Genomic DNA, 22,723 nt, shown 5'->3' with positions numbered 1-22,723 from the left:
AGTAGACTTTAAGAGGAACAGCATGGAACATACCGAACAGCCAAAACGCGACGAACGGGGGCGCTTGCTCCCCGGCCAACGCTCAATCAACCCGAAAGGACGCCCTCCGGCGCTCCCGAAAGAGGTTAAAAAGGTGCTCGACAACCTCGCCGAAGAGGCGGTGCAAGTCGTGCATGAAACCTTGCGGTGTGACGACCCGAAGCTCCGCTTCGCTGCCGCGCAAGAAATCTTGAACCGTGCTTTCGGCAAGCCAGTGACAATGGCACTGGTTGACTTGAAAACAGACGGTCCCGGCTCACACGCCGCCGCGCTGGTCGCTCTTGCCCAAATGGCTGCGCCCGTGCTCGAAGCCACGCCAAAACTGATTGACGTAACGTGGATCGAGGAAACGTCCTAAAACACACTTGAAAACGGCCATAGGCGGTCACGCAGCGCGTTTCTCGAAAATTCCGATAGCACACCGCCCAAAAATACAAAACGCGCCTCCACGGCGCGTTTTTCTTTGCCTCTAAAAACTTCATTCAAGCAATGTCTGTAAGCACCCGATAAACGCTCGCCCTGCCGATTTTCAACACGCGCGCTATCTCTGTCGCGCCTTTACCGCTGTCCCGCAAAGCCCCGACCTGATCAACGTCAATCGAAGTCTTGCGCCCCTGATAGACGCCTTTGACCTTTGCTTTCTGGATGCCCTCCATTTGGCGCTCGCGGCGCAAATTGGTCTCGAACTCCGCGAACACGCCGAGCATATCGAGGAAGGCTTTCCCTGCTGCGGTCGAGGTATCAATCGGCTGCTCGGTTGCCAGCACGACCAAAGGTATGTTCTGCTCACAAGGGGCGTTTGTTACAGTAACGTACTTGTGTTTTCGCTGACTGATCAATCTTGTTCGGTAGCACCGCGCTCTGTGACACATTATTGCGTTGCTTTGCTGATATTCTTAGAAGCCAGACTGACCCTCGATGGATTCCTTCAATGGAAGTCCGTTGCACGATTTATGAATACGACCGCTAGGTCGAACGTGACGTTAATTGCCGATTTTTTGTTTTAGGCGGTTACGAGCCGTATCCGCCCTGCCACCGACAAGGAGCCAGCGACGACTGCGCCGATGACGCCAAAAGCAATCTGGGTCGCAAACAGGAGGACGACATGAACAGGATGGCGACTGCACTATGCTTGGGTCTTCTTTTAGGCCCAACACTAACGCAAGGGGCGATAGCTCAAAGCTCACAGCCAGCAATCACCGAGGAGGAGGCACACGCGATTGCAGTGGACGCCTATATTTATTTCTATCCGCTCTTGTCGATGGACATTTCCCGAACGACATTCACCAATGTCGAACCGGGCAAGGTGTTTGGCAAAGGCCCGATGAACATGTTCACCAACGTTCCCGCCTACCCGCCAGCGGATTTCAAGGGTGTTGTCCGCTCCAACTTTGATACCCTGTATTCCATTGCATGGCTCGACATGACGAAGGAGCCTGTCGTCATCACTGCCCCGGATACCGATGGACGTTATTATCTTCTGCCGATGCTGGACATGTGGACTGATGCGTTTGCATCGCCGGGTTGGCGAACGACGGGTACGCAAGCGGGCAATTTTCTGGTGACGCCGCCGGGCTGGAGGCCGGATTTGCGGGACAAGTTTATCGACGAGTTCAAGCTTCCGGAAGGCACTCAGCGCATTGATGCGCCAACGCCACATGTCTGGGTAATCGGCCGCACCAAGACCGACGGCCCGCCGGACTACGATGCGGTTCATAAAATTCAAGACGGGTATAAGGTCACGTTGCTCTCGGAGTGGGGGAAGACCCCTAAGCCTGTCGAGGTTAAAATCGACCCGAACATCGATATGAAGACCCCGCCAAAGACCCAAGTTGACACCATGGCAGCCGATAAATACTTCACCTACGCGGCCGAATTGCTCAAGGTTGAGCCTCCGCACATTACCGACGAACCCATCCTCGCACAGATGAAGAAGATCGGAATTGAGCCAGGCAAAAGCTTTGACATGAGCAAGCTCGATCCGGCCGTTCAGAAGGCGCTGGAGAGTGCACCGCAAGATGCCCAGAGGCTGATGATATGGAAGCTGCCGACGCTGGCTCGGGTGGCGAACGGCTGGGCGATGAACACCGATACTGTGGGTGTATACGGCACCTATTATTTGAAGCGAGCTATTCTTGCTCAGCAGGGACTTGGAGCGAATGTGCCCGAGGACGCCATTTACCCGATGAATCTCGCCGATGAATCCGGGAAGCCGCTTGATGGCGCAAACAAATACACCTTAACTTTTGAAAAAAACGCCATGCCTCCGGTGAGCGCTTTCTGGTCAATTACCCTTTACGATACAGAGGGATTTCAGGTTGGAAACAGCCTGAACCGCTTTGCGGTCAGCAGCTGGATGCCGTTCGAATACAATGCAGATGGCTCCCTTGATCTTTATATCCAGAATGAGAGCCCGGGGAAGGACAAGGAAGCCAACTGGCTTCCTGCGCCCAAGACGCCATTTAATTTGTTGATGCGCATGTACGCTCCGAAATCCGAGGTGCTCATTGGCAAATGGAACCCGCCGCCGGTCACGAAGGCGGTGCAGGTTCCAAGTTTGGTGGCTCAGTGAGTTTTCAAGCAGAAATGCTGGCGTGGATTAGGTTCAAGTTCCGCGCCAGCGACCGCTTTAGAGCGGAACGTCGGAAAACTGTGATTTGCTAGTGCACAAGCATCTTCGTGGCGTGATGCGGAAATGGGGTGACCCTGATGAGGTTCGCCCGTCATTCAATCCCCTCGCTGCCTATGACCCTGTATACGCTGGCGCGCCCTATACCGAGCCTCTTCGCAATATCGGTGGCCCCGAGCCCCTCCCCAAGAAGAGCTTTGACCGTCATAGGATCGATGGACGGCTTTCGGCCCTTGTAAACTCCTGCCTCTTTGGCCTTTGCGATCCCCTCCATTTGTCGTTCTTTTCGGAGATTCGTTTCGAATTCCGCAAACACGCCGAGCATGTCGAGGAAGGCCTTTCCGGCCGCCGTGCTCGTGTCGATGGGTTGCTCAGTTGCTTTGACAGCTACGCCCTTGGCCTTCAACGCGCGTACGATGTCTTGGAGGTCGCCGATGCTCCTCGCCAGACGATCAACACGCGTGACGATCAGAGTATCTCCGGGACGAAGGAAAGCGAGGAGAGTATCCAGCTCTTGCCTACCCTCTCGCGTTGTTCCTGAGCGCTTCTCTTCGCGTATGATCTCGCAGCCAGCATTACGAAGAGCTTCGCGCTGAATAGTCAAATCCTGTTCGGTGGTACTGACGCGGGCATATCCATAGGTAGGCATAGAAGTGGGTCTCCTGTCTCATTTGGCTCTAGACCCTTAGTGATTAGTGTCTTGCAATATTGTAGTCAACCCTATTGAGACATAAAAACCGTCTCATCGCACCGCCTCGCTGGAGTATACCCAAACGAGACCACACGAAGGCGCGAAGCTGCAAAAGCAAACGCGCTTGGGGACAGCCTTCGCGTTAGATGGCGCAATCGATTAGTCACCATTATATTGCGAACATAGTAGGAGGGACGTGCATGGAATTTGATCTGATGACGGAAGAGGATTACCACAATCTTCCCGAAGAACCGGAACTGAAGTTTGTCATTATCGAAGCAACGTGCAGACGCAACATGAACAGCGTTATCTCACACGAAACGCCCGCCTCCTTCGATGCATTAATACGCTCCCAATACATGACCTTGGTAGCGACAGCAGCGACCGAACTCGGCATCCAAGGTGTAGAGTATCCTTCTCATTTGAGTGACCCATCGGAAGGCCTAAATCGGTTCATGCTCGACGCCAGCGCAGCATCAACGCGTATACGGTTGAGGCGCACGCCCAATCAGGCCGGTTCTGTACGCCTCTCCGCGCGCACGAGGGGGCGCATAGAGTTACAAATGCGAAAGTTGAGGGATGTTATAGAGAACGCTGACATGCCCGACGCGCGACGACGCTCCTTAATCGACAAGCTGAATGCGCTCGCGGCTGAGATTAATGAACCTCGTGTAAGCTTCGCGAAGACGATGGCAATTATCGCGTTCATAAGCGTTGGCATTACAACGGGGGCGAGCTTCTTAGCCGACGCCCCGGAGGCGATTACCACCATCGCTAGCCTTATCGGGCAGGACAAGGAAGCAGAAGACGCGGAGAACGCGCGGCTAGGAGCACCACCCGTTCCCAAAGCTTTGCCTGCCCCCGCACCACCGAGCACCAAAAAGGACGGCGCGTTCTCCCGACCATTACAGGACGACGACGAGATACCCTTTTGAATAGGCCCCATCCTACGGAAGGTAACCTGCTGAATATCGACGTGCTCCCTCGAGCTATGCCAACAACCCATCGTACAAGCGGCGGTCTATGAAGACAGTCTCACGCAGTTCCCTCATTATCATACGTTCCACCACAGAGGCCGATCTTTTGTTGGACGAAGTTCGTGCTTCGGCGGCGCGTGCGCACAACTGGATTGCTTCCTTCTCAGGCGAACCGCTCGAATTGTTCAAACAGATGAAATTCGGTCCGGTGGGGTTCCATCCGCTTGACGATCGTCCATTGAATATAGTTGAGCAGATCAATCAAACTTGGACATTCGCGACTGCATTGCTGGCTGCAAAACAATTACTCGCACTTCATCCAGAAGCAGGCGGTTACGCGCTAGCACCCGGCGCGCACGCGTCGCAAGACCTCGATATAATGAGTATCGAACCCGACTTGGTGGGGGCAGAGATATTCGCAGCCGTCAGCGTCAACAGCAATCGAAAACTACAGAAAGATCTAGCGAAGTTAGCGCTACGCGGCGAGTTGAACCGGTACGTTTTCTTCATGGTTCCAAAGTTCGAACGAACCGAGCGGCTTGAGCAGTTTGAACAACACGGTGTCAAAGTTTGGTCAGTCACCCTTTGATATATTGTGGCGATTGTATTTACCCCCCCGGTAGGGGGTTATGACGGGTGCTAGTTCTAGATTAGCTCCTTATCTCGCTACATAAAAAAATTGCAAAACTGTGGATTTGAATGCTTGAATCAAATCAGAGACACCAACAATGCGAACCGATAAGGCATATTAGTGATCACAGCGAGTATCGACTACCGCCAATACTATGATCTAGAGCGTTATCTTCTCGAAGTCGTTGGACCTAATTTTCGCAATAGCGGAGCCATCGAGCCAATTGGTTTCTTCTCGATCCTTGTATGGAAAGCTAACCGAAAGAAAACGCACCAGCGCGATCGTCTTATAAAAAAATCTGGAACATTTGAGCGGGCTGTTGCTGCGATAGCCGAGGGTTTATTCCGGGCGCCCGATGAAAGGGAGCAATTGCGCTTTCTGATGCAGGATTGGGATTTTCGCTTGCCGACGGCAACAGCCATATTGACCATTCTCTACCCCGAACAATTCACAGTCTATGATTTTCGGGTTGGTGAGGAAGTCGGTATCAAGCTCGCCAACAGAACGAATTTTGATTCAATCTGGGACGGCTACAACCAATTCCGCAAACGGGTGCGGGGGCAGGCCCCAGAAGGCTTTTCCTTGCGCGATTGCGATCGCTACTTGTGGGGCCACTCTTGGTACAAGGCCAATTTGAAATTCATGTCAGCAACCACAGATATCCGTTGAGGGGCGTTACCCCGAGCGGGCCCGCAAATGGCCCTTGTAGGCCTATCCCGACTCAAGGTTTCTATGCATGATCACACAATTAGTGCCGTGCAATTAGCAACCCTTGGAGCATATCTTTGCGTTTTTCAGCCGAAGGTCCCAACATACCAAATGAACTTTTGATTCAACAAGAACAAGGGGAAGTAGTGTTCTTTTGCGGCGCAGGAATTTCCATCCCCGCTGGTTTGCCGAGCTTCTTCGATTTAACAAAGAAGACTATACAAAAACTCGGGGCCCATCCCTCCGCAAAAATAATGACACAAATGCGCGCTGCTCTTGCTGCGGATGATCCCGAATTGGCGCCGCCTTTGGACCAAGTGTTTGGGATGATCCAAAGAGAATACACATCGGAAAAGGTTGAGAAAGAAGTAACGCAACTATTGCGGTCAAAGCGAACAATCGATGCTTCAAAGCATAAGACGGTGTTGCGACTATCGAAAGACGTTGATGGCAATCCATTTGTAATTACCACCAACTTCGACCTGTTGTTCGAGCAGGCCCAAAAAGGTTTGACGCGTTGGGTCCCGCCAATGTTGCCTGATATTATGGTTGATCAGCCCCCTACTGGTATTGTTTATCTTCACGGGCGTCTAAGATCGGCAGCGGATAGGCAACGGAAATCAAGCGCACTTATTCTTGGTTCCAGCGACTTCGGTCGCGCGTATTTGGCAGATGGCTGGGCAACCAATTTCATCCGAAAGCTTTTGGAGCAACGCGTCGTTGTGTTGTTGGGCTATTCGGCGGGTGACCCTCCAATTCGCTACTTACTGGAGGGCCTCAACGCAAGCACGTCCGCAAAGTTGCGAACAATCTATGCTTTTGATCGGGGTGATGAGCGAACCGTCCGGGCGAAGTGGCGCGATCTTGGGGTACAAGGTATACCATTTGACAGCTTTGACGACCTCTGGGGCACCTTGGAATTGTGGGCTACACGATCAGATGACCCCGGCTTATGGACGACTGACCTTCTGAAACTCGCTCAAAAAAGCCCTCGCGATCTCATGGCCTTTCAACGAGGCCAAATCGCGTCTTTGGTTTCTAATCGGAAAGGGGCAAAAGCATTTGCTACTACCGATCCGGCCCCGTCAGCCGAGTGGCTTTGCGTCTTCGATAAGTTTGCACGGTATGGTGAGCCATCAGAAGAAGGATGGGACGATAAAAAGGAACAAGTTGATCCATTGGTCGAATATGGTCTGGACCACGACCCGCCACGCCCGGACCCCTCCAACAATCGAGCGCAAATAGAAGGTATAGACCTGCTTGGTTCTTTGCCGGAGGATAGTGGAGGCTCAGCGTATACGAGATTGTCGGGCTTTAACCTCCCACAGAGCACGCCTTTCCCGCGAAGGCTCCAATTTCTTTCGCACTGGTTTGAACGAGTAGCGCACGAGCCCGCAGCCATATGGTGGGCGACAAGGCAACGACAACTGCACCCCGAATTAATGACGGGCGTCAATCGACGTCTTGAGGGGCACGGCGTGAATTTTGAAGCTGGGCCGTTGAGATCTTGGAGCCTCCTAGCCGAAATCCAGAAATCCATTGGTATAGATGTTCATGATAATGCTTGGTTTGGTTTTACGAGGCGTTTGGTCCGTGAAGGGTGGACGCCTACCATACTCCGTTTGTTCGAGGGGGTAGTTTGGCCAAGGCTCAACTTGAGCCGTTATGCGCGGCGAACCGCTACACCCCCCAATGCCGAATTCGTAACTGATGTGACCGATCTTGTTCGATTGGAAGTGCAATACACATCTCGACACGGCGCCGATATCGAAACGCCAGACGAAATACTTCCAGACGTTTTCAGAATTGTACGCGCATCTCTTGAACATGCGTCCGGGCTACTAGCCGAGACGGGCGACCGATCGCGGTTCTTTCATTTGCCCGCGATTAATCCCGATGAACGGCCGGGCCGTCCCTTCGTGCGCAACGAGGGCATCGAAGGCACGTTCTCTTGGGCTGTTAGTCTGTTTGACAGATTGTGTGCTGTGCATCCCGACCACGCAAAAAAAGAAGCCAAACAGTGGCCAGAACAAGAAAAGTATATATTCGACAAACTCAGAATATTCTCCTGGACTAAGCGCGAGCTTTTTTCGGGGGCCGAGGTCTCCGACGGCGTACTTTCGCTGAGGAACGAATCCTTTTGGAATATTCACCTACAGAGAGAGCTTCTCCATCTCCTTCGTGATCGCTGGCGGGACTTTTCCGCCAGCGAAGCATTTGAGATAGAACAGCTCGTCCGGAGAGGCCGCGAGCCATCCGAACACGAAAGCACTGAAGACTTTCAATCGAGAAACACATCTCTAATCGCCGAACGGTTGGGTTGGCTTGAACAAAACGGTTGCCGACTTTCCGAGGACGCGGTGGCTGTTCTAGAAGCAAAACGCGCTTCACCGAATTGGAACCCAGCTTGGGAGACAAATGCTGACAGAGACTTTGACGGCCGCGGCGGAAGTATTGAGCGTCGTGAGGACGCCAATGAGCTACTGGACCTTAGTTTGGCCGATATTATTCCAACTGCCGAGAGGCGATCAGGTAGGTTCCTTGAGGATTTTGTAGAGTACGCACCATTTGCCGGCTTGGTAAGCGAAAGACCCGCCCGTGCAATTGCTGCTCTTAGTTTCGAGAAGCGTCACGGGAGATTTCCAACAGCGTTTTGGAGGGACTTACTGCACGGTTGGCCCGAGAATACGTCGCTCCGTTTATTGGAACTATGCAGTCGCCGGGTTTCTAAGTTGCCGACTTCCATCCAGTTTGATTTAAGGTATGACATCGCCTCATGGGTCAAAACGCATCTGGCTAAGCGGGTGGCTCCCATGTCGCCTCTATTCCTTGATGTTTGGGACCGCCTATTTTCTGAACTCGACGCCAGCGGCGCCAAAGCGACGGAAAGCGGTCTGGGCGAGATAACCGTAGGAGGGCACGTCGTAGAGAAATCGCGAAAGACAATCGATCATGCCATCAACGCACCGGTGGGAGTACTGGTCGAAGCGCTGCTTGATAATCTGGCACAAGTCGAATTAAAAAGCGGGTCGAAATTCCCGGAGACATTAACGTTGCGTCTTGAACGAACGCTTAAGGCGGTCGGAGAGGGTGCCGATCATGCCGCCACCTTATTGGGTTCGCGTCTAGCGTGGCTTTACGAAATAGACCCGAAATGGGTAAAGCGCACTGTACTTCCAATATTCAAGATTAGTTCACCAAGTGCAGAAGCAGCTTGGAATGGTATTCTCTTCGGTGGCCGAGTTCCACAGAATACCGAACTCTTTAACTCATTAAAAGGTGATTTTCTAAGTTTGTTTGAAAGCCGGACCGATTGGCTTGTCGAAGAACGTCTGGGGCGAGACGCTGCAAAGTTCTTAATGATTGCCACTTACTGGAATAAGTATAGCAAGCGATACGTTGCCAACGCCCAATGCCGCAGAGCTCTCCAAGAACTTGATGATGCTGGAAGACAGGCGGCATTGTGGACCCTGAAAGAGATAATAGAGCAAGATTCGTGGAAATCCTACGGGAGACGATTCTTTAGTGAAGTCTGGCCTCAGGAAGCTCAGTTCCAAACAAGTGCCACGACAGAAACGATGCTTCGAATTGCGGAAGACGATCCCGACAAGTTCCCCGAGATAGTCGAGGCGATGGACGATTTTCTTAGGCCGGTCGAATATCCGGACCTGTTTCTCTATAAACAGGCCCGACAAACTGCCGAGAGTGAGCGAGAAACGCTGGCAAAACGGTGGCCAATGCAGGTACTCCAAGTTCTTGATCGCATAATCGAGATTGAGCCCCGAAACGTGCCACATGATCTGAGCAGTGTCTTAGACGACATCGCGGAAAGTGCCCCCCGCGCACGGTATACGCGTGCGTGGAAACGGCTGCACGAACTGCTTTCGAGATAACCTAACCTCCGATGCCCAGAAATGAACAAGGCTCGTTCGCCATAGCTCCAATTCATTAATTGTACAGTGACTCCGCCACTGCTGTATTGCCCGCGCCAATTCTGGCAGGGGGCCAAACATGATCAAAATACTTGGGGCTTTGCTCCCATGCGTCTTTCTCGGCGCGTGCGCAGCAAGCAATACAATTCGCACGTCCGCCGACACGGCAATCGTGCAGACTTCCGCTGCGCCGGTCTGCGGTGGTATTGGGGCGGCGAAGGTGGCGCAAAAACAGGCGGCCATTGAAACGTTGAAGGCCGGATATGATCGATACATGATCGCCGGGGCGTCTGCCGCGAATAATGTGCACGTATCCCAAATGCCGGGATACTATCAGACTTACGGCACTGCCACCGCGTACGGCAACATGGCAACATATCAAGGAACCACTTCTTACGTCCCCGGCGCGACTATCGTCTCCGGCACTCACGACCAAGGGTTCGCAATTAAGATGCTGAAAAACACCGATCCCGGGGCTAGCCAAGCAATTTCAGCTCGTGAAACGTTGGGGCCAAAGTGGCCGGAGCTTGTGAAGGCCGGAGCGGTTCATACCTGCGCATGACGCGCGTCGCGGAAAATCCCAATAGTGGCCCCCCCGACAGGGGTGTTCGGGGTGACCTAGCTCTAGATTGGAGGGTATTTCGCTACCCTCCAAAAAACATGAAAATTAACAAATAGAAATTGTGTTTCAAAAACAATTACTTGCGTCGAATACACATTTGACTTCGTGGTCGTTTTGCCGTCAACTTCATTCAGTCTTTCTGAAGGAGGTAGTATGCGAGAAACCACACTCAAAGTTCTGGCCGAGACATCGCTTGCGACCAAACTGGCATACAACGCTCATGAAACTGCGATGTTGACGGGGCTATCTGTCTCGTATGTCCGCGAACTGAAGGCGAAGGGGGAAATCAAGTCCATCAAAATCGGAAAACGCCGATTGGTGAACCGGGACGCACTGCGGGAGTTTTTGGGGATGAGGCAGGAGCCTCGCGGCGAGAGCTAGTATGCTCCAGCCACAAATCAATTGTGCAGCAAACGTAAATATGTCGATGGGCTGGCGCGCGCCGAAACTGCTTGAGTTTCCTTTACAATCTCGCATTGCTGGTCGAGAGCATTCATAGGGGCTGAACATGCTAAACTACATCTTGGACCTACACGCCAAGGCGCTTGAACTCGTTCCGGCTTTGAAGTTCGACGCACAACAGGAAATCCAACGGACGCTCGTGAGCTTGTACGCTACAATTCTCGAACAATCCGAGAGCGCAGCAATTCTGTTGAAGGCCCAAAAAACAGCCGGAACGGGGGCGATCTTACGTTCTCTTCTAGAGGCGCGGGTTGACTTGGCGGCGCTCCTTAATAACGAACAACACCTCCAAGGTATGAAAGCCTCGTTTTACAAGGAGTGGATCAAACTCCTGACTGAAGGTGTCAAAGGGGAAAACGAGTATCTTGGGGGCTTTGCGGACAACGACAGGGCTAAGGAGAAGCTCGCAGAATACAAACAGGCCAAGGAAGAGCTTAGGCTCGCAGGGTTCAAACCGTTGAAAGTTGAGGATCGTTTCGAAAAGGCCGGAATGGGTAAGGAGTACCGATCCATCTACAATTTGCTGAGTAACGACAGCCACAACGGTATTCAAGCCTTGAACGACCGACACGTCGAAGCGCTAAATGGAACTCTTGAGGTGGTAATTTACAACCCCGATGACCCCACAGTTACTTTGGATAGCATTGCCGGAATTCTGCTAACGAGTAGCCTCGATACCCACCAATATTTCAAGTCTGGTAAACACGACGATTTTGCTGAACTCGACGCCCGTCTCGCCGTTTTACGGAAGGAACGAGACGGCTAACAATCGTTTTGATCAACCATGGGCGAGCACACACCCCTACGAGACGCCGGTCAAAGCATACTCGCGTCACTCATCCCTTGGAGATGGCGGAGTAAGTCCACGATCGCCATCCAGACGGTCGCGCCAGTTGCGATTATCGTGATTGCTGTTCAGGTTATTCAGACTGCTAACCGTACTTGCGCGTTTGCCTTCCCCGTACAATTGACCCGTCTCGCGGTGAACGCCAATTTTCAGTGTCGTCAATCATGAGGGGCTTAACGCCCTTCGGCCAATCTCGTGGCGCCTTTCATCGCGCCCTCATAACGTTATTCCAATCGATGCTATACCCAACCGCCTCCATCTCCTTGGCGATTTGGATTTTCCATGCGCCAGCTCCATCGTAGTCCGTCCAAACAACGCCATCGTAGTCACTAGGAGTTTCGACTGGGCGTGTTACAAGTGCTGCAACCTTCGCAGGACCTAATGCACCAAGGAAGAACCCCAGTTCGAATATAACGTTCTGCCTCGCGCGAGACTTACTGGGGTCGCCCGGGACAATCTCATCATCTGGAGTTATTAACACAATTGCGAAGCCGACCTGAGACGCCTCTTCTCGAAATTTCTCTATAATCGTTCTGCCTTTATTGGCCTGTTCATGTAGGATGACCGGGATCAGTCCGATGCTATTTAGAAATCGTGCAACGGCCTCCTTCGGTCCCTCTTTGTGACCGTGAACGATAAAAACGCGTTTGGACAATATCTGTGGCGCGGTGGAAGTTTGTGCGAGCGAAGAAGATGTTGCTTCATCTTCTTCCGCGTCTTCGATACGCCCGGTCAATAGGTCGATTGCAGCATTTAAAAGATCGAGGGCGTCTTGTCGTTCCTCGGTTAGCGCGCTGACTATCTCCGCATGAGGCGTAGAGTGCATCATGTTTATCGGCCAGTTAAAATGCGCCGCGTTAACAAAGCGATTGTATTCCTCAGTCTCCGCGCCAAAGGTTTCGCTCAAGGCGTTTTTAATTAAATTCTCTAAAGGACGAACTGAGGAATAAGGGTCCTTTGTGCTAACCGTTGCCGGGTCGAAATCCTCCACTGCATCGCGAGCCTTCTTCACCCGAAGTACTCCTCTCCTCATTTCCAGCAGAGACAGCTTCGCTTTGGCGGATGGCGTTGGGGTGGATCGGCGTGCCAAGGTTATGTTCCTTCAGTTGAAAACTTTCAGAAAACTGCACGCGGGGATCACCTGTGTCGAGAGGCAAATCAGGTGTTATTGCGGGAAATATTGTTGTATCCCCATTAACAACCTCATCTACCTAGCCACTACGACGGTTTTTTTAGTTCGCATAGCGTCGATTTCCTTCGCCCACCAATCCGCCATTTTCACGCGCTCATCCCAATATTGAGCGCGATGATACGCCCGACGCACAAGGTCAGCGCCGACATGCGCAAGCTCCGCCTCGATCGCGTCAGCGCTCCAAAGCCCGCTTTCGTTCAGGATCGAAGACGCCGACGCCCGGAAGCCGTGCGAAGTCATTTCGTCTTGGGTGAACCCCATCAAACGCAAAGCGCTGTTTAATGTGTTTTCGCTGATAGGCCGCAACCGCGATTTGACAGAGGGGAAGACAAGCCCCGCGCCGCCTGTCAGGGATTGCTGAACTTTCAAAATCTCGATCGCTTGCGCTGACAGGGGTTTGACATGCTCGCGGCGCATCTTCGTTCGCGCTGCCGGTATGATCCAGACACCCTTGTCCAGATCGAACTCGCTCCAATCCGCAAGCCGCAACTCACCCGGACGCGGGTAAAGGTGCGCCATCAACATGAGCGCGTGCCGCACCTCTGCCGTACCTTCGTATCCCCAGACAGCCCGCAACAAACCGCCGAAAGCTTTCCTCTGGGTGATAGCGGCGCGATGGTTGACAACCGGATTGATCAACGCGCCTCTCAGTCCAAACGTGGGATCGTTTTCAGCCCTCGCCGTCGCGATTGCGAAGCGGAACACGGCCCCAACGCAGGAACGCGTTCTCCGGGCAGTCTCATAGTTGCCCTTTGCCTCGACAGCCCGCAAAGGAACAAGGATTTCGGCAGCGCTGATTTTTGCAATCGGTCTAGACCCAAAATCGGTCCTTACCTGATCGAGCAACCAACGGTTTTTTGTTAAGGTCGCCTCCGCCTTACCTTCCTTTTTGAGCTTCGCGAGATATTCGTCAGCAATCACGTTGAACGTGTTCGCGGCCTCCGCCCGCTTGTGGATTTTGTCGAGTTTGGCTTGCACGGAGGGATCGACTTCCGCCGCCAAAAGCTTTTTCGCGTCGTCGCGCTTTTTGCGGGCGTCCGCGAGCGATACGGCGGGATATACCCCGAATGAAAGTAGCTTTTGCGCGCCCTCGTATCGGTATGACATCCGCCAAAGCTTCGATCCGGTGGGTGTCACGTGTAGATGCAAACCGCCGCCGTCACTGTATTTTTTCGGCTTGTCCTGCTTCTTTATGTTTTTGATTTGGGTATCTGTCAGCGGCATTGTTGGTATCGCCTTCCGTCGATTTCTGAGGGTATCGCGCCTGTACCCGCAGTTGTACCAACAAAAAATCGAGATGTCATGACACCAAATGGGAGCTCTCGGAGCGCCAATACCCAGTAAAATTGGGATTTTAAGCCTGATTTGGGTGGTGGTGAGAGGTCTTGAAATGGGTCGCTGGTGCCCCCTGCCGGAATCGAACCAGCACTCCTTTCGGAACCTGATTTTGAGTCAGGCGCGTCTACCAATTCCGCCAAGGGGGCCGCCAAAAAGCGTAAGGTCACGGGCGAACCCAAGACCGTGAAAAGCCAAATACATGCAGAGGCTGCCTTCGGTCAACAGCAATAAGTTGTTTTCTCAACGATAACGCACTCGTGTGTTGATGTGCCTGTGCAACATCACTAGAGGCGAGCCAAGGCAACGAGCGAAAGTGCGGGGCCGGGTTGCAAAATTTGAGTGAAACGATTCCATTTGGGTGAAGTTTGCTCTAAGGAACATCAGCTTTTCCAAACAACTCCCCCAACAGGAACCGACCAATGCTGCGCAGACTCTACGATTGGACGATGTCACTTGCCGCGCGCAAATCGGCGGAAGTCTGGCTTGCCGTCATCGCCTTCGTTGAAAGTTCAGTGTTCCTCGTTCCGGCCGATGTGCTTTACCTGCCTATGGCGCTGGCACGGCCTGATCGCGCCTATCGCTATGCGCTTGTGGCAACCCTTGCGTCGGTCCTCGGTGGCATAGCCGGCTGGCTTCTCGGCTACTATGCCTATGAGACTTTGGCGAAACCCATTCTCGAAATGTACGGCAAGCTCGACGCTTTCGAACAACTGCGCGGCTCGACGAGCGCCGATGCGATCCTGCTCCTGCTGGTAACATCGGGGCTTGCCCACCTGCCGCCCATCAAGGTCGTGACCATTCTTTCCGGTGCTGCCGCGATCAATATCTGGCTGTTCATCGCCTCGGCGATCATCGCACGCGGCGCACGCTTCTTCTTCCTTGCCTGGCTGCTGCGCCGTTATGGCGAACCGATCCGCCACTTCATCGAGAAGCGGCTCGGCCTGATTGCAAGCGCGGCCGCGGCTGTCCTAATTTTGCTCTATGCCTTGTTCCATTATTATGTGTGAACCAGATCATGAATGAGGACGTCAAACACATCATGGCTACCACCAGCAACTCCACTCACTTCAAGACCGCCGCCTTCCTCTTGCTGGCCATGATCGTCACAGTCGGATCCGCACTCGGTTTTCAATACATCGGCGGCTATCTTCCCTGCAAATTGTGCCTGGAACAACGCTATCCCTATTACGCCGGAATCCCACTGATGGTGGTTGCTGTGGCTTCGGCTGGCTTGAAGTGGCCTGCCGGGCTTACACGTCTGCTGCTTGCACTCGGCGGAATTCTGATGCTCGTCGGACTGGGACTGGCGATTTTCCATGCGGGCGTCGAGTGGAAGTTCTGGGCCGGCCCGACGGATTGCACGGCGGTATCCATGTCGATCACCACCGACGCGGGTAATCTGCTGAAGGACATGAATGCCGTTCATCCGCCCGCATGCGATACCGCGGCGCTGCGTGTGCTCGGCCTCTCCTTTGCCGGCTGGAACGCAATCGCGAGCCTAATTCTGATGGTCGTCGCTTTCCGGGGCGCCAGAAAAGCCTAGATACTTTCTTAAACCTCAAGCGCAGTTGTTGAGACCTTCTGAGAATTCAGCCAGGTGAGTCAGCTGGTGCGGTTTTCGAGAACCGGAGCGCAGCGTACGTATAGTACGTGAGTCCCGGAAGCGCAGAAAATCACATCAGATGGCCACCGGGGTGGATTGGCCGAAGTCTCTAAGGTTCCAGCTCGACATCCCAGTACAGATAATCCATCCAGCTTTCGTGCAGATGGTTTGGCGGGAACAGGCGGCCATTATTGTGCAGATCGTGCACCGTGGGCTGATAGGGTTTTTGCCGCGGCCACATCTTGGCCCGGTTGGGCATCAACCCGCCTTTGCGAAGATTACAGGGCGAACAGGCCGCCACGACATTCTCCCAGATCGTTTCGCCGCCGGCACAGCGCGGAACAACGTGGTCGAATGTCAGGTCTTCCTCGGAGCCGCAATACTGGCATTCGAACCGGTCCCGCAGAAAGACGTTGAATCGGGTAAAAGCCGGGTTTCGCGAGGGTTTTATATAGGTTTTGAGCGACACCACGCTGGGCAGCCGCATGGCGAAGGAGGGCGAAGAAACCTCGTGCTCATATTCCGCGACGATGTTCACACGGTCGAGAAAGACCGCCTTGATCGCGTCCTGCCAGGACCAGAGCGACAAGGGGTAATAACTGAGCGGACGATAGTCCGCATTGAGCACCAGAGCCGGTAACCCGTCCGGCGAGACGGCTATTGTCAAGGAATCAACTCCCAATCCAACCATCAGGCCCCATTATTGTAAGCTGGACGTGACAGGAATGTGAAGCGAATTGCTGTGATTGCTGAGGAAAAACCCCGTTATTTCAACTTCATGCGATTGGTGTGCCATCGCGGCCACGGGTTGCGGCGTAGTAAGCCCAGAAAAGTCGGGCTGCAACACCCCGCCAGGGCGACCAGCGCTCGGCAAAAAGCCGTAGCGCTTTTGAGTCGGGTCGCACTGATTCGCGATAAGCATGGGCATAGGCGTGCTGGAGCGCGACATCGCCCGATGGGAAGACATCCGCATGTCCGGCCGAGAACAAGAGATAGACTTCCGCCGTCCACGGGCCGATGCCCTTCACGCTTGTCATCGCCTCCATTGCCTCATCGATCGGCCGGTCGCAAAGATCGAAGAGGTCCAGCTTTTTGGTGATGATTGCTTCACTGATGCGGGCAAGCGTCGCCTGCTTGGCGCGCGACAAACCGGCAAGACGCCACGCCTCCTCACCACCCGCGAGATAGTTTTCGGGCGTCAATGGATCAATTAGACTGACCAGCCGGTTCCAGATGGACGCAGCGCTCGCCTTGGAGACCTGCTGCGAGACGATCACCGAAGCAAGACTTTCAAAACCCGGCTCGGAACGGCGTAACGGCAACGGCCCTGCCCGCTCGGCGATGACCCCAAGCTCCGGATGGGTTTGCAGCAAGGCTTCCAAGCCTTCGGCGATATCATCGAGCGTATCTATCCTGCGCATTTCAATCGTTCGCTTTGCTTCGTTTCGCAAACACCGTATCAATCAGTAAGACACTGACGCAAGAACGCCACTCATCACTCATGACAGTTCCTGTTTTTCGTTTTGCTCCAAGTCCCAATGGCCATCTGCACCTCGGCCATGCCTATTCGGCTTTGCTGAACCAGCAAATGGCACGCACAACGGGCGGTCGATTGCTCCTGCGCATGGAAGACATCGACCGTGAGCGCTGCACGCCCGATCTCGAACAAACGATGCTCGAGGATTTGCACTGGATCGGTTTTGAGTGGGAGACGCCCGTTCGCCGTCAATCGGAACATTTCGCGGTCTACCAGGAGGCGCTGAGCAAGCTGATCAGCATGGATCTTGTTTATCCGGCCTTTCTCAGCCGCGGCGACATCAAGCGCGAGATTGAAAGGATTGCTGGCGACAAGAACAACTGGCCGCGTGATCCCGACGGCGCACTGCTCTATCCGCAGGCCGACAAAGAACTATCAAAACGTGAGCGCGAAAAGCTGATCAGCGAGGGGCGACCATTCTCGTGGCGACTGAACATGGACCGTGCCATCGCGCAGATCGGCGAGCCGCTTTCCTGGAGCGAAACGGCACCTGAGAAACACACCGTCGAAGCGCGGCCGCAGGATTGGGGCGACGTCATCATCGCGCGCAAGGACATGCCGACGAGCTACCATCTCTCCGTCGTCATAGACGATGCCTTGCAGGGCATCACCCATGTCGTGCGCGGCAGGGACCTCTTTCATGCCACCAGCGTTCACCGCCTCTTGCAGCGGCTTTTTGGCATCGAGCCGCCTGTCTACCATCATCACGCGCTGGTGCTCGATCTCGATGGCGAGAAACTCTCGAAGAGCCGCAAGGACACAGCCCTGCGCGAATTGCGCTCTCAAGGCGAAACGCGCCAAGAAATCTATCGCTTGGTGGGGTTATAGCCAGCTTATCGCCGATGGATCACGCGGTTATCTCCCCCCTTGTGGGGGAGAACGCGATTTCAGCATCTTAGCGTGAGCTAAGTGCTAGAAATCGCAAGAGAGGGGAATTTTGGAAACATCAGCCTATCCCCTCACTTGGATTTTCTAAGGGCTAACTGCCCCACAAGGGCAGAGATAATCGGCATCACCAGCACTCGCCAATCATTGGCCCACAAACAACAACTGGTAGTCCAGCATTTGTTGATATAGACAGCAGCGTACTCCTACCGATCCGGTTCCCAACTCATGCCCGTCCGCTTTTTCCCTGCCTTGTTCGTCGTTCTCTGGGCCACCGGCTTCATCGGCGCGCGTTACGCCATGCCTTACATGGAGCCGTTCCTGTTTCTGACGGCGCGGTTTGTCATTGCCGGGGCAATCCTTGGCATCTGGGTGGTCCTTGCCGGCAACCGCTGGCCCAACAAGCGCGGCGCCATGCATGCGATCATTGCCGGTTGCCTCATACACGGCGTCTATCTCGGAGCTGTCTTCTGGGCCATCCACAATGGACTGCCGGCGGGCATGTCGGCTCTCGTTGTCGGGTTGCAGCCATTGATCACGGCGTTGATTGCCGGCCTGGCTCTTCGCGAGACAATCCAGCCGCGTCACTGGGCCGGACTGGCCGTAGGCTTCAGCGGCGTCGCCATGGTCCTCTGGCCCAAACTGTCGATTTCCGCTGACGGCATCACTCCAGCGACCGTGACCGCATCGATCGTATCGGTACTTGCCATCAGCGCCGGTACGGTATGGCAGAAGCGCTTTGTCGGTGCGATTGACCTGAAGGCCGGAACGGCGCTGCAATATCTCGGTGCCGCGGTACTTACCGGCATATTCTCGCTGCTGTTCGAGACGCACATCATCATCTGGTCCGGATCGCTGGTCTTCGCCATGTTCTGGCTGGTGTTCGTCCTTTCCATTGGTGCAGTGCTGCTCCTGATGATTCTCATCAACCAGGGCGCTGTGTCGAAGGTCGCATCGCTGTTTTATCTGGTGCCGGGTGTCACCGCCCTGATGGCCTACGCACTCTTCGGTGAAACGCTGACACTGTTCCAGCTGTTCGGGATGTTCATCGCGACACTTGGCGTCGCCCTGTCGACCGGTCAGAGGCGTTCGGCTGCCTTGCCTTCCCAATAGCGGATGATTGCGGCATTGATCTCGGCGCCGATGATGAAGATCGCGGCAATGATGTAGAGGAAAACGATGGCCGCCATGATCGAGGCCAGACCCGCATAGGTCGACACATAAGTTGCGAAGGTTTCAAGATAGTTGGCAAAGATTGTGGCGCCAGCAGTCCAGGCGATGAGCGTCAGCAGGATACCCGGAAGGATATCGACCAGTCGCCGGCGCCCCGCCGGCAGCCACAGATGCACCACCAGAAGGCCGACGACGAGCACTCCTGTTGCAATGACATAGCGCCAGAAGCCGATCGTTCCGGACACGAGCGCAATCTCCGGTATCCATTTTTCGGCAATGCGGACGGCCAGCGGCGCCAGAACCAACAGAAAGCTGATCGCCATGATACCGATGGTCGCAACGACGACATAACCCAGGCTTTGCAGGCGGCAATAGATGATCGAGCGCGTATCGATGACCCGGTAAGCCCGGTTGAGCGCAACGCGCAGTGCTTCAATGCCGTTGGAGGCGAAATAGGCGGCCGCGATCACACTGATGGTCAACAGACCGCTGCGCTGAACATTGAGAACGTTGCGCACTTCGTGGGCGATCGGCGTTGCGATCACTTCCGGCCAGGTGTCGAAGATCACGTGGACGGCTGTATCGGTAAAGGCGCTCGCACCAAGAAAACTGGCAAGCGCCGTTGCGAAAATCAGGAACGGGAACAGTGCCATCATGCCGGACAGCGCGACATGGCTGGCCAGGGCCCAACCATCATCGTTGAGAAAATGCCCTACCGCATCAACAGCCACGCGCCGGAGAAAAGCATATACTTTACGCATCAATGATGACTTGCCCCTTTGACTGACGAGATTGCAAGGCGTCAGCGAATATGTGAAGTCTTTTTTACTCGATCATTTTAGTTGAAACATCCGGTAAACATGGCCCGTTCCAGAACGATTTTGATCACAGGATGTTCCAGCGGGATAGGTGCCTATTGCGCACGGGCACTGAAGGCCGATGGCTGGACCGTGTTCGCCACAGCGCGGCAAGCTGCGGATATCGAAGCGCTGAAAGCAGATGGTCTGTCGGCGCACTATCTCGACTATCGCGAACCGGAATCGATTTCAGCCCTGGTCGAGGCTGTGCTGAACGAAACCGGCGGCACCCTCGATGCGCTCTACAACAATGGCGCCTATTCCCTGCCGGGTGCAGTGGAGGACCTGCCGATCGCCGGATTGCGGGAACAATTCGACGCCAATTTCTTCGGCTGGCATGAACTGACGCAGCACATCGTTCCGGTGATGCGCAAGCAGGGTCACGGCCGGATCGTCCATTGCTCGTCGATCCTTGGCCTCGTACCGATGAAATGGCGCGGCGCCTACGTCGCATCCAAATTCGCGCTGGAAGGCCTGATGCTGGTTCAGCGCATGGAGCTGGAAGGCTCGGGCATTCATATGTCGCTCATCGAGCCGGGCCCCATCGCGACGCGGTTCACCTATAACGCGCTCGAGCAATTCAAAAAGCACATCGACATCGAAACCTCCGTCCACCGTGATGACTACCGCAGGCTGATCGCACGGCTGTCGGGCGGCGGCACGAAGTCGAAGTTCAAGCTCGGTCCAGACGCAGTCTATGCAGTGCTCAAGGACGCATTGGAAAATCCTCGTCCGCGACCCCATTATCTGGTAACCCGGCCGGCAAAAATTACCGACTTCGCCCGCAGATTTCTGTCAAAACGTGCGCTATACCGCATGCTTGCGAGCCAATCATGATAAGATCAGTCAGCAACGGCGGCCTGATCTGAAAGGAAGTACCCATGGATATCATCTTCAAGTTTCTGGCAGTCGTCGCCATTGCCGCGGTCACGATTGTCCTTCTCATTGGCCTGCGCAACATGATGAAGGGCGGCGATGCCAACTTCTCCAACAAGATGATGCAATTGCGCATCTTCCTGCAGCTTATCGCCATCATACTTATCGTCGGTGCCATCTACTTCCATCGCTCGGCAGGTTAGTCACGAGGACAGGTCCCCATGGTCAAGCTCAACAAGATCTACACCCGCACAGGCGATGACGGCACCACCGGCCTCGGCAGCGGCGAACGGCGTCTGAAGCACGATCTGCGGGTGGAAGCCTACGGCACCGTGGACGAAGCGAATTCCTGCATCGGCCTTGCCAGGCTGCACACGGAAAAAGACTTTCCCGAACTCGACGCCATGCTCATGCGCATCCAGAACGATCTCTTTGATCTCGGGGCGGATCTCGCAACCCCGGACACCGGCCAGACGCTGCCTTACGAGCCGCTGCGGATCATCGACACCCAGGTTTCGCGGATTGAGGCCGACATTGACCAGTTGAACGCAAACCTTGCGCCCTTGCGCTCCTTCGTCCTCCCAGGCGGCTCGCCCGCCTCCGCGGCGCTGCACCTTGCCCGCACCGTCGCCCGCCGCGCCGAACGGCATATGGTGGAACTCGCACAAAAGCCTGACGAGAGCGTTACCCCCGCCGCTCTGAAATACATCAACCGTGTCTCGGATTTTCTCTTTGTCGCCGCCCGCGTGGTCAATGACAATGGCGCCAGGGACGTGTTATGGGTGCCCGGTCACAATCGCTGAGACGGGAACCCGGCGCCGATGTTCATTCCATTGCATGACGCCAACAGCCTCAAATACATCAAGCTGCAATATGTCACCCTGTCGCTGATCGTCATCAATGTGCTGGTCTTCGTCGTGATGAGTGTCTCGGGCGATTACGCGCAAGCTGCCGCCGTCGGCCTCGGCTATATACCTGCGGTCATCCACGATCTGGCGATTCTGCCTGACAATTATTATTTCGTGCCGCCGGATTTTACCTATGTCACTTACGCGTTTCTCCACGCCGATATTTTTCATCTGGGCGGCAATATGCTGTTCCTTTGGGTTTTCGGCGACAATGTCGAAGACGCGCTTGGACACGTCAAGTTTCTGATTTTCTATCTTCTCTGTGCCGCGGCCGGTGCATTTCTGCACGGCGTGATCCTGCCCAACTCCGAAGCACCGCTCATCGGTGCGTCCGGTGCCATTGCCGGCATCGTCTCCGCCTATCTGCTGCTGCACCCGCGGGTCCGGGTCTGGGTTCTGGCCTTTGGCCGCATTCCCTTGCGGATTCCGGCGCTCTACCCGCTTGCCCTTTGGGTGGCACTGCAGTTTCTCATGCTTGCATGGGGTGGTGAGGAACAGGTTTCGTGGCCCGCCCATGTCGGCGGGATCATCGCAGGTGCCTTGCTTATCGTCATTCTCAAGCGCCGCAGCGTCCCTCTGTTTGACCGGGCCATTGTCTCGCCGCGTGCCGTGGTGGTCGAGAAATCCCCCGAACCGGCGGTCCCTGAAACCGAGCCCATCAAATGGGGACGATAAGTGCGCATCATTCAATCGGTTGAAGTTTTGTAAGGCGCACGTCGGCGATTGACCTTTACGTCACTCATAATTACGGTCCCGCGCAACTCAGGCACCAGAGTGTCGTTTTTTTCACCTCAATGTCGGCATCCGGCAAGCGGG

General features: G+C 54.6%; 23 protein-coding genes, 1 tRNA gene and 1 pseudogene. 17 read left to right on the top strand and 8 right to left on the bottom strand.

The features are described from left to right. The first annotated feature begins 22 nt into the window (after nt 1-22). Nucleotides 23-397, top strand: a complete 375-nt coding sequence (locus BLM14_RS02410) for a hypothetical protein (protein WP_099997935.1) — start codon at nt 23-25, stop codon at nt 395-397. Between the two features lie 124 nt (nt 398-521). Here the strand turns inward: BLM14_RS02410 and BLM14_RS02405 are convergent. After that, nucleotides 522-800: pseudogene (locus tag BLM14_RS02405) on the bottom strand (recombinase family protein); the annotation flags it as partial. A gap of 353 nt (nt 801-1,153) precedes the next feature. Between BLM14_RS02405 and BLM14_RS02400 the strand changes: the two are divergent. Continuing rightward, nucleotides 1,154-2,611: a DUF1254 domain-containing protein gene (locus BLM14_RS02400; RefSeq protein WP_237143508.1), complete on the top strand. Its 1,458-nt coding sequence runs from the start codon at nt 1,154-1,156 to the stop codon at nt 2,609-2,611. 151 nt (nt 2,612-2,762) lie between these two features. Here BLM14_RS02400 and BLM14_RS02395 read toward each other — a convergent pair whose 3' ends face one another. Further along, nucleotides 2,763-3,317: a recombinase family protein gene (locus tag BLM14_RS02395; protein WP_099997933.1), complete on the bottom strand. Its 555-nt coding sequence runs from the start codon at nt 3,315-3,317 to the stop codon at nt 2,763-2,765. A 242-nt stretch (nt 3,318-3,559) separates the two neighbouring features. Here BLM14_RS02395 and BLM14_RS02390 point away from each other — a divergent pair, with 242 nt between their 5' ends. The 7 genes from BLM14_RS02390 (at nt 3,560) to BLM14_RS02360 (ending at nt 11,457) form a co-directional block, all read left to right on the top strand. Beyond that, entirely contained in the window at nt 3,560-4,294 is a 735-nt protein-coding gene (locus BLM14_RS02390) for a hypothetical protein (protein WP_099997932.1), read from the top strand. Between the two features lie 88 nt (nt 4,295-4,382). After that, a complete protein-coding gene (locus tag BLM14_RS02385; RefSeq protein WP_099997931.1) occupies nt 4,383-4,925 on the top strand; it encodes a hypothetical protein in 543 nt (180 codons plus the stop codon). Between the two features lie 162 nt (nt 4,926-5,087). After that, on the top strand, nt 5,088-5,636 hold the full coding sequence (locus BLM14_RS02380) for a hypothetical protein (RefSeq protein ID WP_099997930.1): 549 nt from the start codon (nt 5,088-5,090) through the stop codon (nt 5,634-5,636). Between the two features lie 116 nt (nt 5,637-5,752). Next, nucleotides 5,753-9,568 carry an SIR2 family protein gene (locus tag BLM14_RS02375; protein WP_099997929.1) on the top strand — a complete coding sequence of 1,272 codons (3,816 nt, stop codon included), beginning with the start codon at nt 5,753-5,755 and terminating at the stop codon, nt 9,566-9,568. A gap of 118 nt (nt 9,569-9,686) precedes the next feature. Beyond that, nucleotides 9,687-10,169: a hypothetical protein gene (locus BLM14_RS02370; protein WP_099997928.1), complete on the top strand. Its 483-nt coding sequence runs from the start codon at nt 9,687-9,689 to the stop codon at nt 10,167-10,169. Nucleotides 10,170-10,382: 213 nt separating this feature from the next. Beyond that, the gene (locus BLM14_RS32600) at nt 10,383-10,610 is read left to right on the top strand and encodes a helix-turn-helix domain-containing protein (protein ID WP_099997927.1); all 228 of its coding nucleotides are present in this window, start codon (nt 10,383-10,385) and stop codon (nt 10,608-10,610) included. A gap of 127 nt (nt 10,611-10,737) precedes the next feature. After that, complete coding sequence (locus BLM14_RS02360; RefSeq protein ID WP_099997926.1) at nt 10,738-11,457, top strand: DUF5677 domain-containing protein; 720 nt, start codon at nt 10,738-10,740, stop codon at nt 11,455-11,457. Nucleotides 11,458-11,743: 286 nt separating this feature from the next. Here the strand turns inward: BLM14_RS02360 and BLM14_RS02350 are convergent, their stop codons facing one another. From BLM14_RS02350 to BLM14_RS02340, 3 genes are all read right to left on the bottom strand, one after another. Next, complete coding sequence (locus BLM14_RS02350; protein ID WP_237143442.1) at nt 11,744-12,550, bottom strand: TIR domain-containing protein; 807 nt, start codon at nt 12,548-12,550, stop codon at nt 11,744-11,746. A gap of 195 nt (nt 12,551-12,745) precedes the next feature. Beyond that, nucleotides 12,746-13,954, bottom strand: a complete 1,209-nt coding sequence (locus BLM14_RS02345; protein ID WP_099997924.1) for a tyrosine-type recombinase/integrase — start codon at nt 13,952-13,954, stop codon at nt 12,746-12,748. Nucleotides 13,955-14,129: 175 nt separating this feature from the next. Next, nucleotides 14,130-14,214 (bottom strand) — tRNA-Leu (locus BLM14_RS02340). Between the two features lie 273 nt (nt 14,215-14,487). Here BLM14_RS02340 and BLM14_RS02335 point away from each other — a divergent pair. Next, the gene (locus tag BLM14_RS02335) at nt 14,488-15,075 is read left to right on the top strand and encodes a YqaA family protein (protein ID WP_099997923.1); all 588 of its coding nucleotides are present in this window, start codon (nt 14,488-14,490) and stop codon (nt 15,073-15,075) included. 32 nt (nt 15,076-15,107) lie between these two features. After that, nucleotides 15,108-15,611 carry a disulfide bond formation protein B gene (locus tag BLM14_RS02330; protein WP_100000989.1) on the top strand — a complete coding sequence of 168 codons (504 nt, stop codon included), beginning with the start codon at nt 15,108-15,110 and terminating at the stop codon, nt 15,609-15,611. A 169-nt stretch (nt 15,612-15,780) separates the two neighbouring features. Here the strand turns inward: BLM14_RS02330 and BLM14_RS02325 are convergent, their stop codons facing one another. Further along, a complete protein-coding gene (locus BLM14_RS02325; RefSeq protein ID WP_099997922.1) occupies nt 15,781-16,338 on the bottom strand; it encodes an HNH endonuclease in 558 nt (185 codons plus the stop codon). Nucleotides 16,339-16,447: 109 nt separating this feature from the next. Further along, nucleotides 16,448-17,092, bottom strand: coding sequence for a DNA-3-methyladenine glycosylase family protein (locus tag BLM14_RS02320; RefSeq protein WP_099997921.1), 645 nt, complete (start codon nt 17,090-17,092; stop codon nt 16,448-16,450). 80 nt (nt 17,093-17,172) lie between these two features. Between BLM14_RS02320 and gluQRS the strand changes: the two genes are divergently transcribed. Together gluQRS and BLM14_RS02310 are read left to right on the top strand one after the other, a co-directional pair. After that, nucleotides 17,173-18,036: a tRNA glutamyl-Q(34) synthetase GluQRS gene (gene gluQRS / locus BLM14_RS02315; RefSeq protein WP_099997920.1), complete on the top strand. Its 864-nt coding sequence runs from the start codon at nt 17,173-17,175 to the stop codon at nt 18,034-18,036. A gap of 285 nt (nt 18,037-18,321) precedes the next feature. After that, entirely contained in the window at nt 18,322-19,206 is an 885-nt protein-coding gene (locus tag BLM14_RS02310; RefSeq protein WP_099997919.1) for a DMT family transporter, read from the top strand. Here the strand turns inward: BLM14_RS02310 and BLM14_RS02305 are convergent. Further along, on the bottom strand, nt 19,173-20,027 hold the full coding sequence (locus BLM14_RS02305; protein WP_099997918.1) for a YihY/virulence factor BrkB family protein: 855 nt from the start codon (nt 20,025-20,027) through the stop codon (nt 19,173-19,175). The genes BLM14_RS02310 and BLM14_RS02305 overlap by 34 nt on opposite strands. Nucleotides 20,028-20,126: 99 nt before the next feature. On the opposite strand from BLM14_RS02305, the gene BLM14_RS02300 reads away from it, so the two are divergent. The 4 genes from BLM14_RS02300 to BLM14_RS02285 are packed head-to-tail and all read left to right on the top strand — an operon-like array spanning nt 20,127 to nt 22,582. After that, nucleotides 20,127-20,960 (top strand): SDR family oxidoreductase, encoded by an 834-nt coding sequence (locus BLM14_RS02300; RefSeq protein WP_099997917.1) that lies wholly within the window; start codon nt 20,127-20,129, stop codon nt 20,958-20,960. Between the two features lie 44 nt (nt 20,961-21,004). Beyond that, the gene (locus BLM14_RS02295) at nt 21,005-21,202 is read left to right on the top strand and encodes a twin transmembrane helix small protein (protein ID WP_099997916.1); all 198 of its coding nucleotides are present in this window, start codon (nt 21,005-21,007) and stop codon (nt 21,200-21,202) included. A gap of 18 nt (nt 21,203-21,220) precedes the next feature. Then, complete coding sequence (locus BLM14_RS02290; RefSeq protein WP_099997915.1) at nt 21,221-21,802, top strand: cob(I)yrinic acid a,c-diamide adenosyltransferase; 582 nt, start codon at nt 21,221-21,223, stop codon at nt 21,800-21,802. 18 nt (nt 21,803-21,820) lie between these two features. Further along, nucleotides 21,821-22,582, top strand: a complete 762-nt coding sequence (locus BLM14_RS02285; RefSeq protein WP_099997914.1) for a rhomboid family intramembrane serine protease — start codon at nt 21,821-21,823, stop codon at nt 22,580-22,582. The last annotated feature ends 141 nt before the right edge of the window (nt 22,583-22,723 follow it).

Source organism: Phyllobacterium zundukense, from assembly GCF_002764115.1.
GTDB lineage: Bacteria > Pseudomonadota > Alphaproteobacteria > Rhizobiales > Rhizobiaceae > Phyllobacterium > Phyllobacterium zundukense.
Note: the sequence above shows the minus strand (reverse complement) of the source record. Positions and strands in the feature narration are given on the sequence as shown.

What these genes read in the sequence shown, in the direction of transcription:
- BLM14_RS02335 (WP_099997923.1), top strand. Translation starts at nt 14,488, where the DNA reads ATGCTGCGCAGACTCTACGATTGGACGATGTCACTTGCCGCGCGCAAA.
- BLM14_RS02295 (WP_099997916.1), top strand. Translation starts at nt 21,005, where the DNA reads ATGGATATCATCTTCAAGTTTCTGGCAGTCGTCGCCATTGCCGCGGTC.
- BLM14_RS02345 (WP_099997924.1), bottom strand. Translation starts at nt 13,954, where the DNA reads ATGCCGCTGACAGATACCCAAATCAAAAACATAAAGAAGCAGGACAAG.
- BLM14_RS02360 (WP_099997926.1), top strand. Translation starts at nt 10,738, where the DNA reads ATGCTAAACTACATCTTGGACCTACACGCCAAGGCGCTTGAACTCGTT.
- BLM14_RS02285 (WP_099997914.1), top strand. Translation starts at nt 21,821, where the DNA reads ATGTTCATTCCATTGCATGACGCCAACAGCCTCAAATACATCAAGCTG.
- BLM14_RS02410 (WP_099997935.1), top strand. Translation starts at nt 23, where the DNA reads ATGGAACATACCGAACAGCCAAAACGCGACGAACGGGGGCGCTTGCTC.
- BLM14_RS02390 (WP_099997932.1), top strand. Translation starts at nt 3,560, where the DNA reads ATGGAATTTGATCTGATGACGGAAGAGGATTACCACAATCTTCCCGAA.
- BLM14_RS32600 (WP_099997927.1), top strand. Translation starts at nt 10,383, where the DNA reads ATGCGAGAAACCACACTCAAAGTTCTGGCCGAGACATCGCTTGCGACC.
- BLM14_RS02290 (WP_099997915.1), top strand. Translation starts at nt 21,221, where the DNA reads ATGGTCAAGCTCAACAAGATCTACACCCGCACAGGCGATGACGGCACC.
- BLM14_RS02300 (WP_099997917.1), top strand. Translation starts at nt 20,127, where the DNA reads ATGGCCCGTTCCAGAACGATTTTGATCACAGGATGTTCCAGCGGGATA.
- BLM14_RS02320 (WP_099997921.1), bottom strand. Translation starts at nt 17,092, where the DNA reads ATGCGCAGGATAGATACGCTCGATGATATCGCCGAAGGCTTGGAAGCC.
- gluQRS (WP_099997920.1), top strand. Translation starts at nt 17,173, where the DNA reads ATGACAGTTCCTGTTTTTCGTTTTGCTCCAAGTCCCAATGGCCATCTG.
- BLM14_RS02370 (WP_099997928.1), top strand. Translation starts at nt 9,687, where the DNA reads ATGATCAAAATACTTGGGGCTTTGCTCCCATGCGTCTTTCTCGGCGCG.
- BLM14_RS02395 (WP_099997933.1), bottom strand. Translation starts at nt 3,317, where the DNA reads ATGCCTACCTATGGATATGCCCGCGTCAGTACCACCGAACAGGATTTG.
- BLM14_RS02385 (WP_099997931.1), top strand. Translation starts at nt 4,383, where the DNA reads ATGAAGACAGTCTCACGCAGTTCCCTCATTATCATACGTTCCACCACA.
- BLM14_RS02330 (WP_100000989.1), top strand. Translation starts at nt 15,108, where the DNA reads ATGGCTACCACCAGCAACTCCACTCACTTCAAGACCGCCGCCTTCCTC.
- BLM14_RS02400 (WP_237143508.1), top strand. Translation starts at nt 1,154, where the DNA reads ATGGCGACTGCACTATGCTTGGGTCTTCTTTTAGGCCCAACACTAACG.
- BLM14_RS02310 (WP_099997919.1), top strand. Translation starts at nt 18,322, where the DNA reads ATGCCCGTCCGCTTTTTCCCTGCCTTGTTCGTCGTTCTCTGGGCCACC.
- BLM14_RS02305 (WP_099997918.1), bottom strand. Translation starts at nt 20,027, where the DNA reads ATGCGTAAAGTATATGCTTTTCTCCGGCGCGTGGCTGTTGATGCGGTA.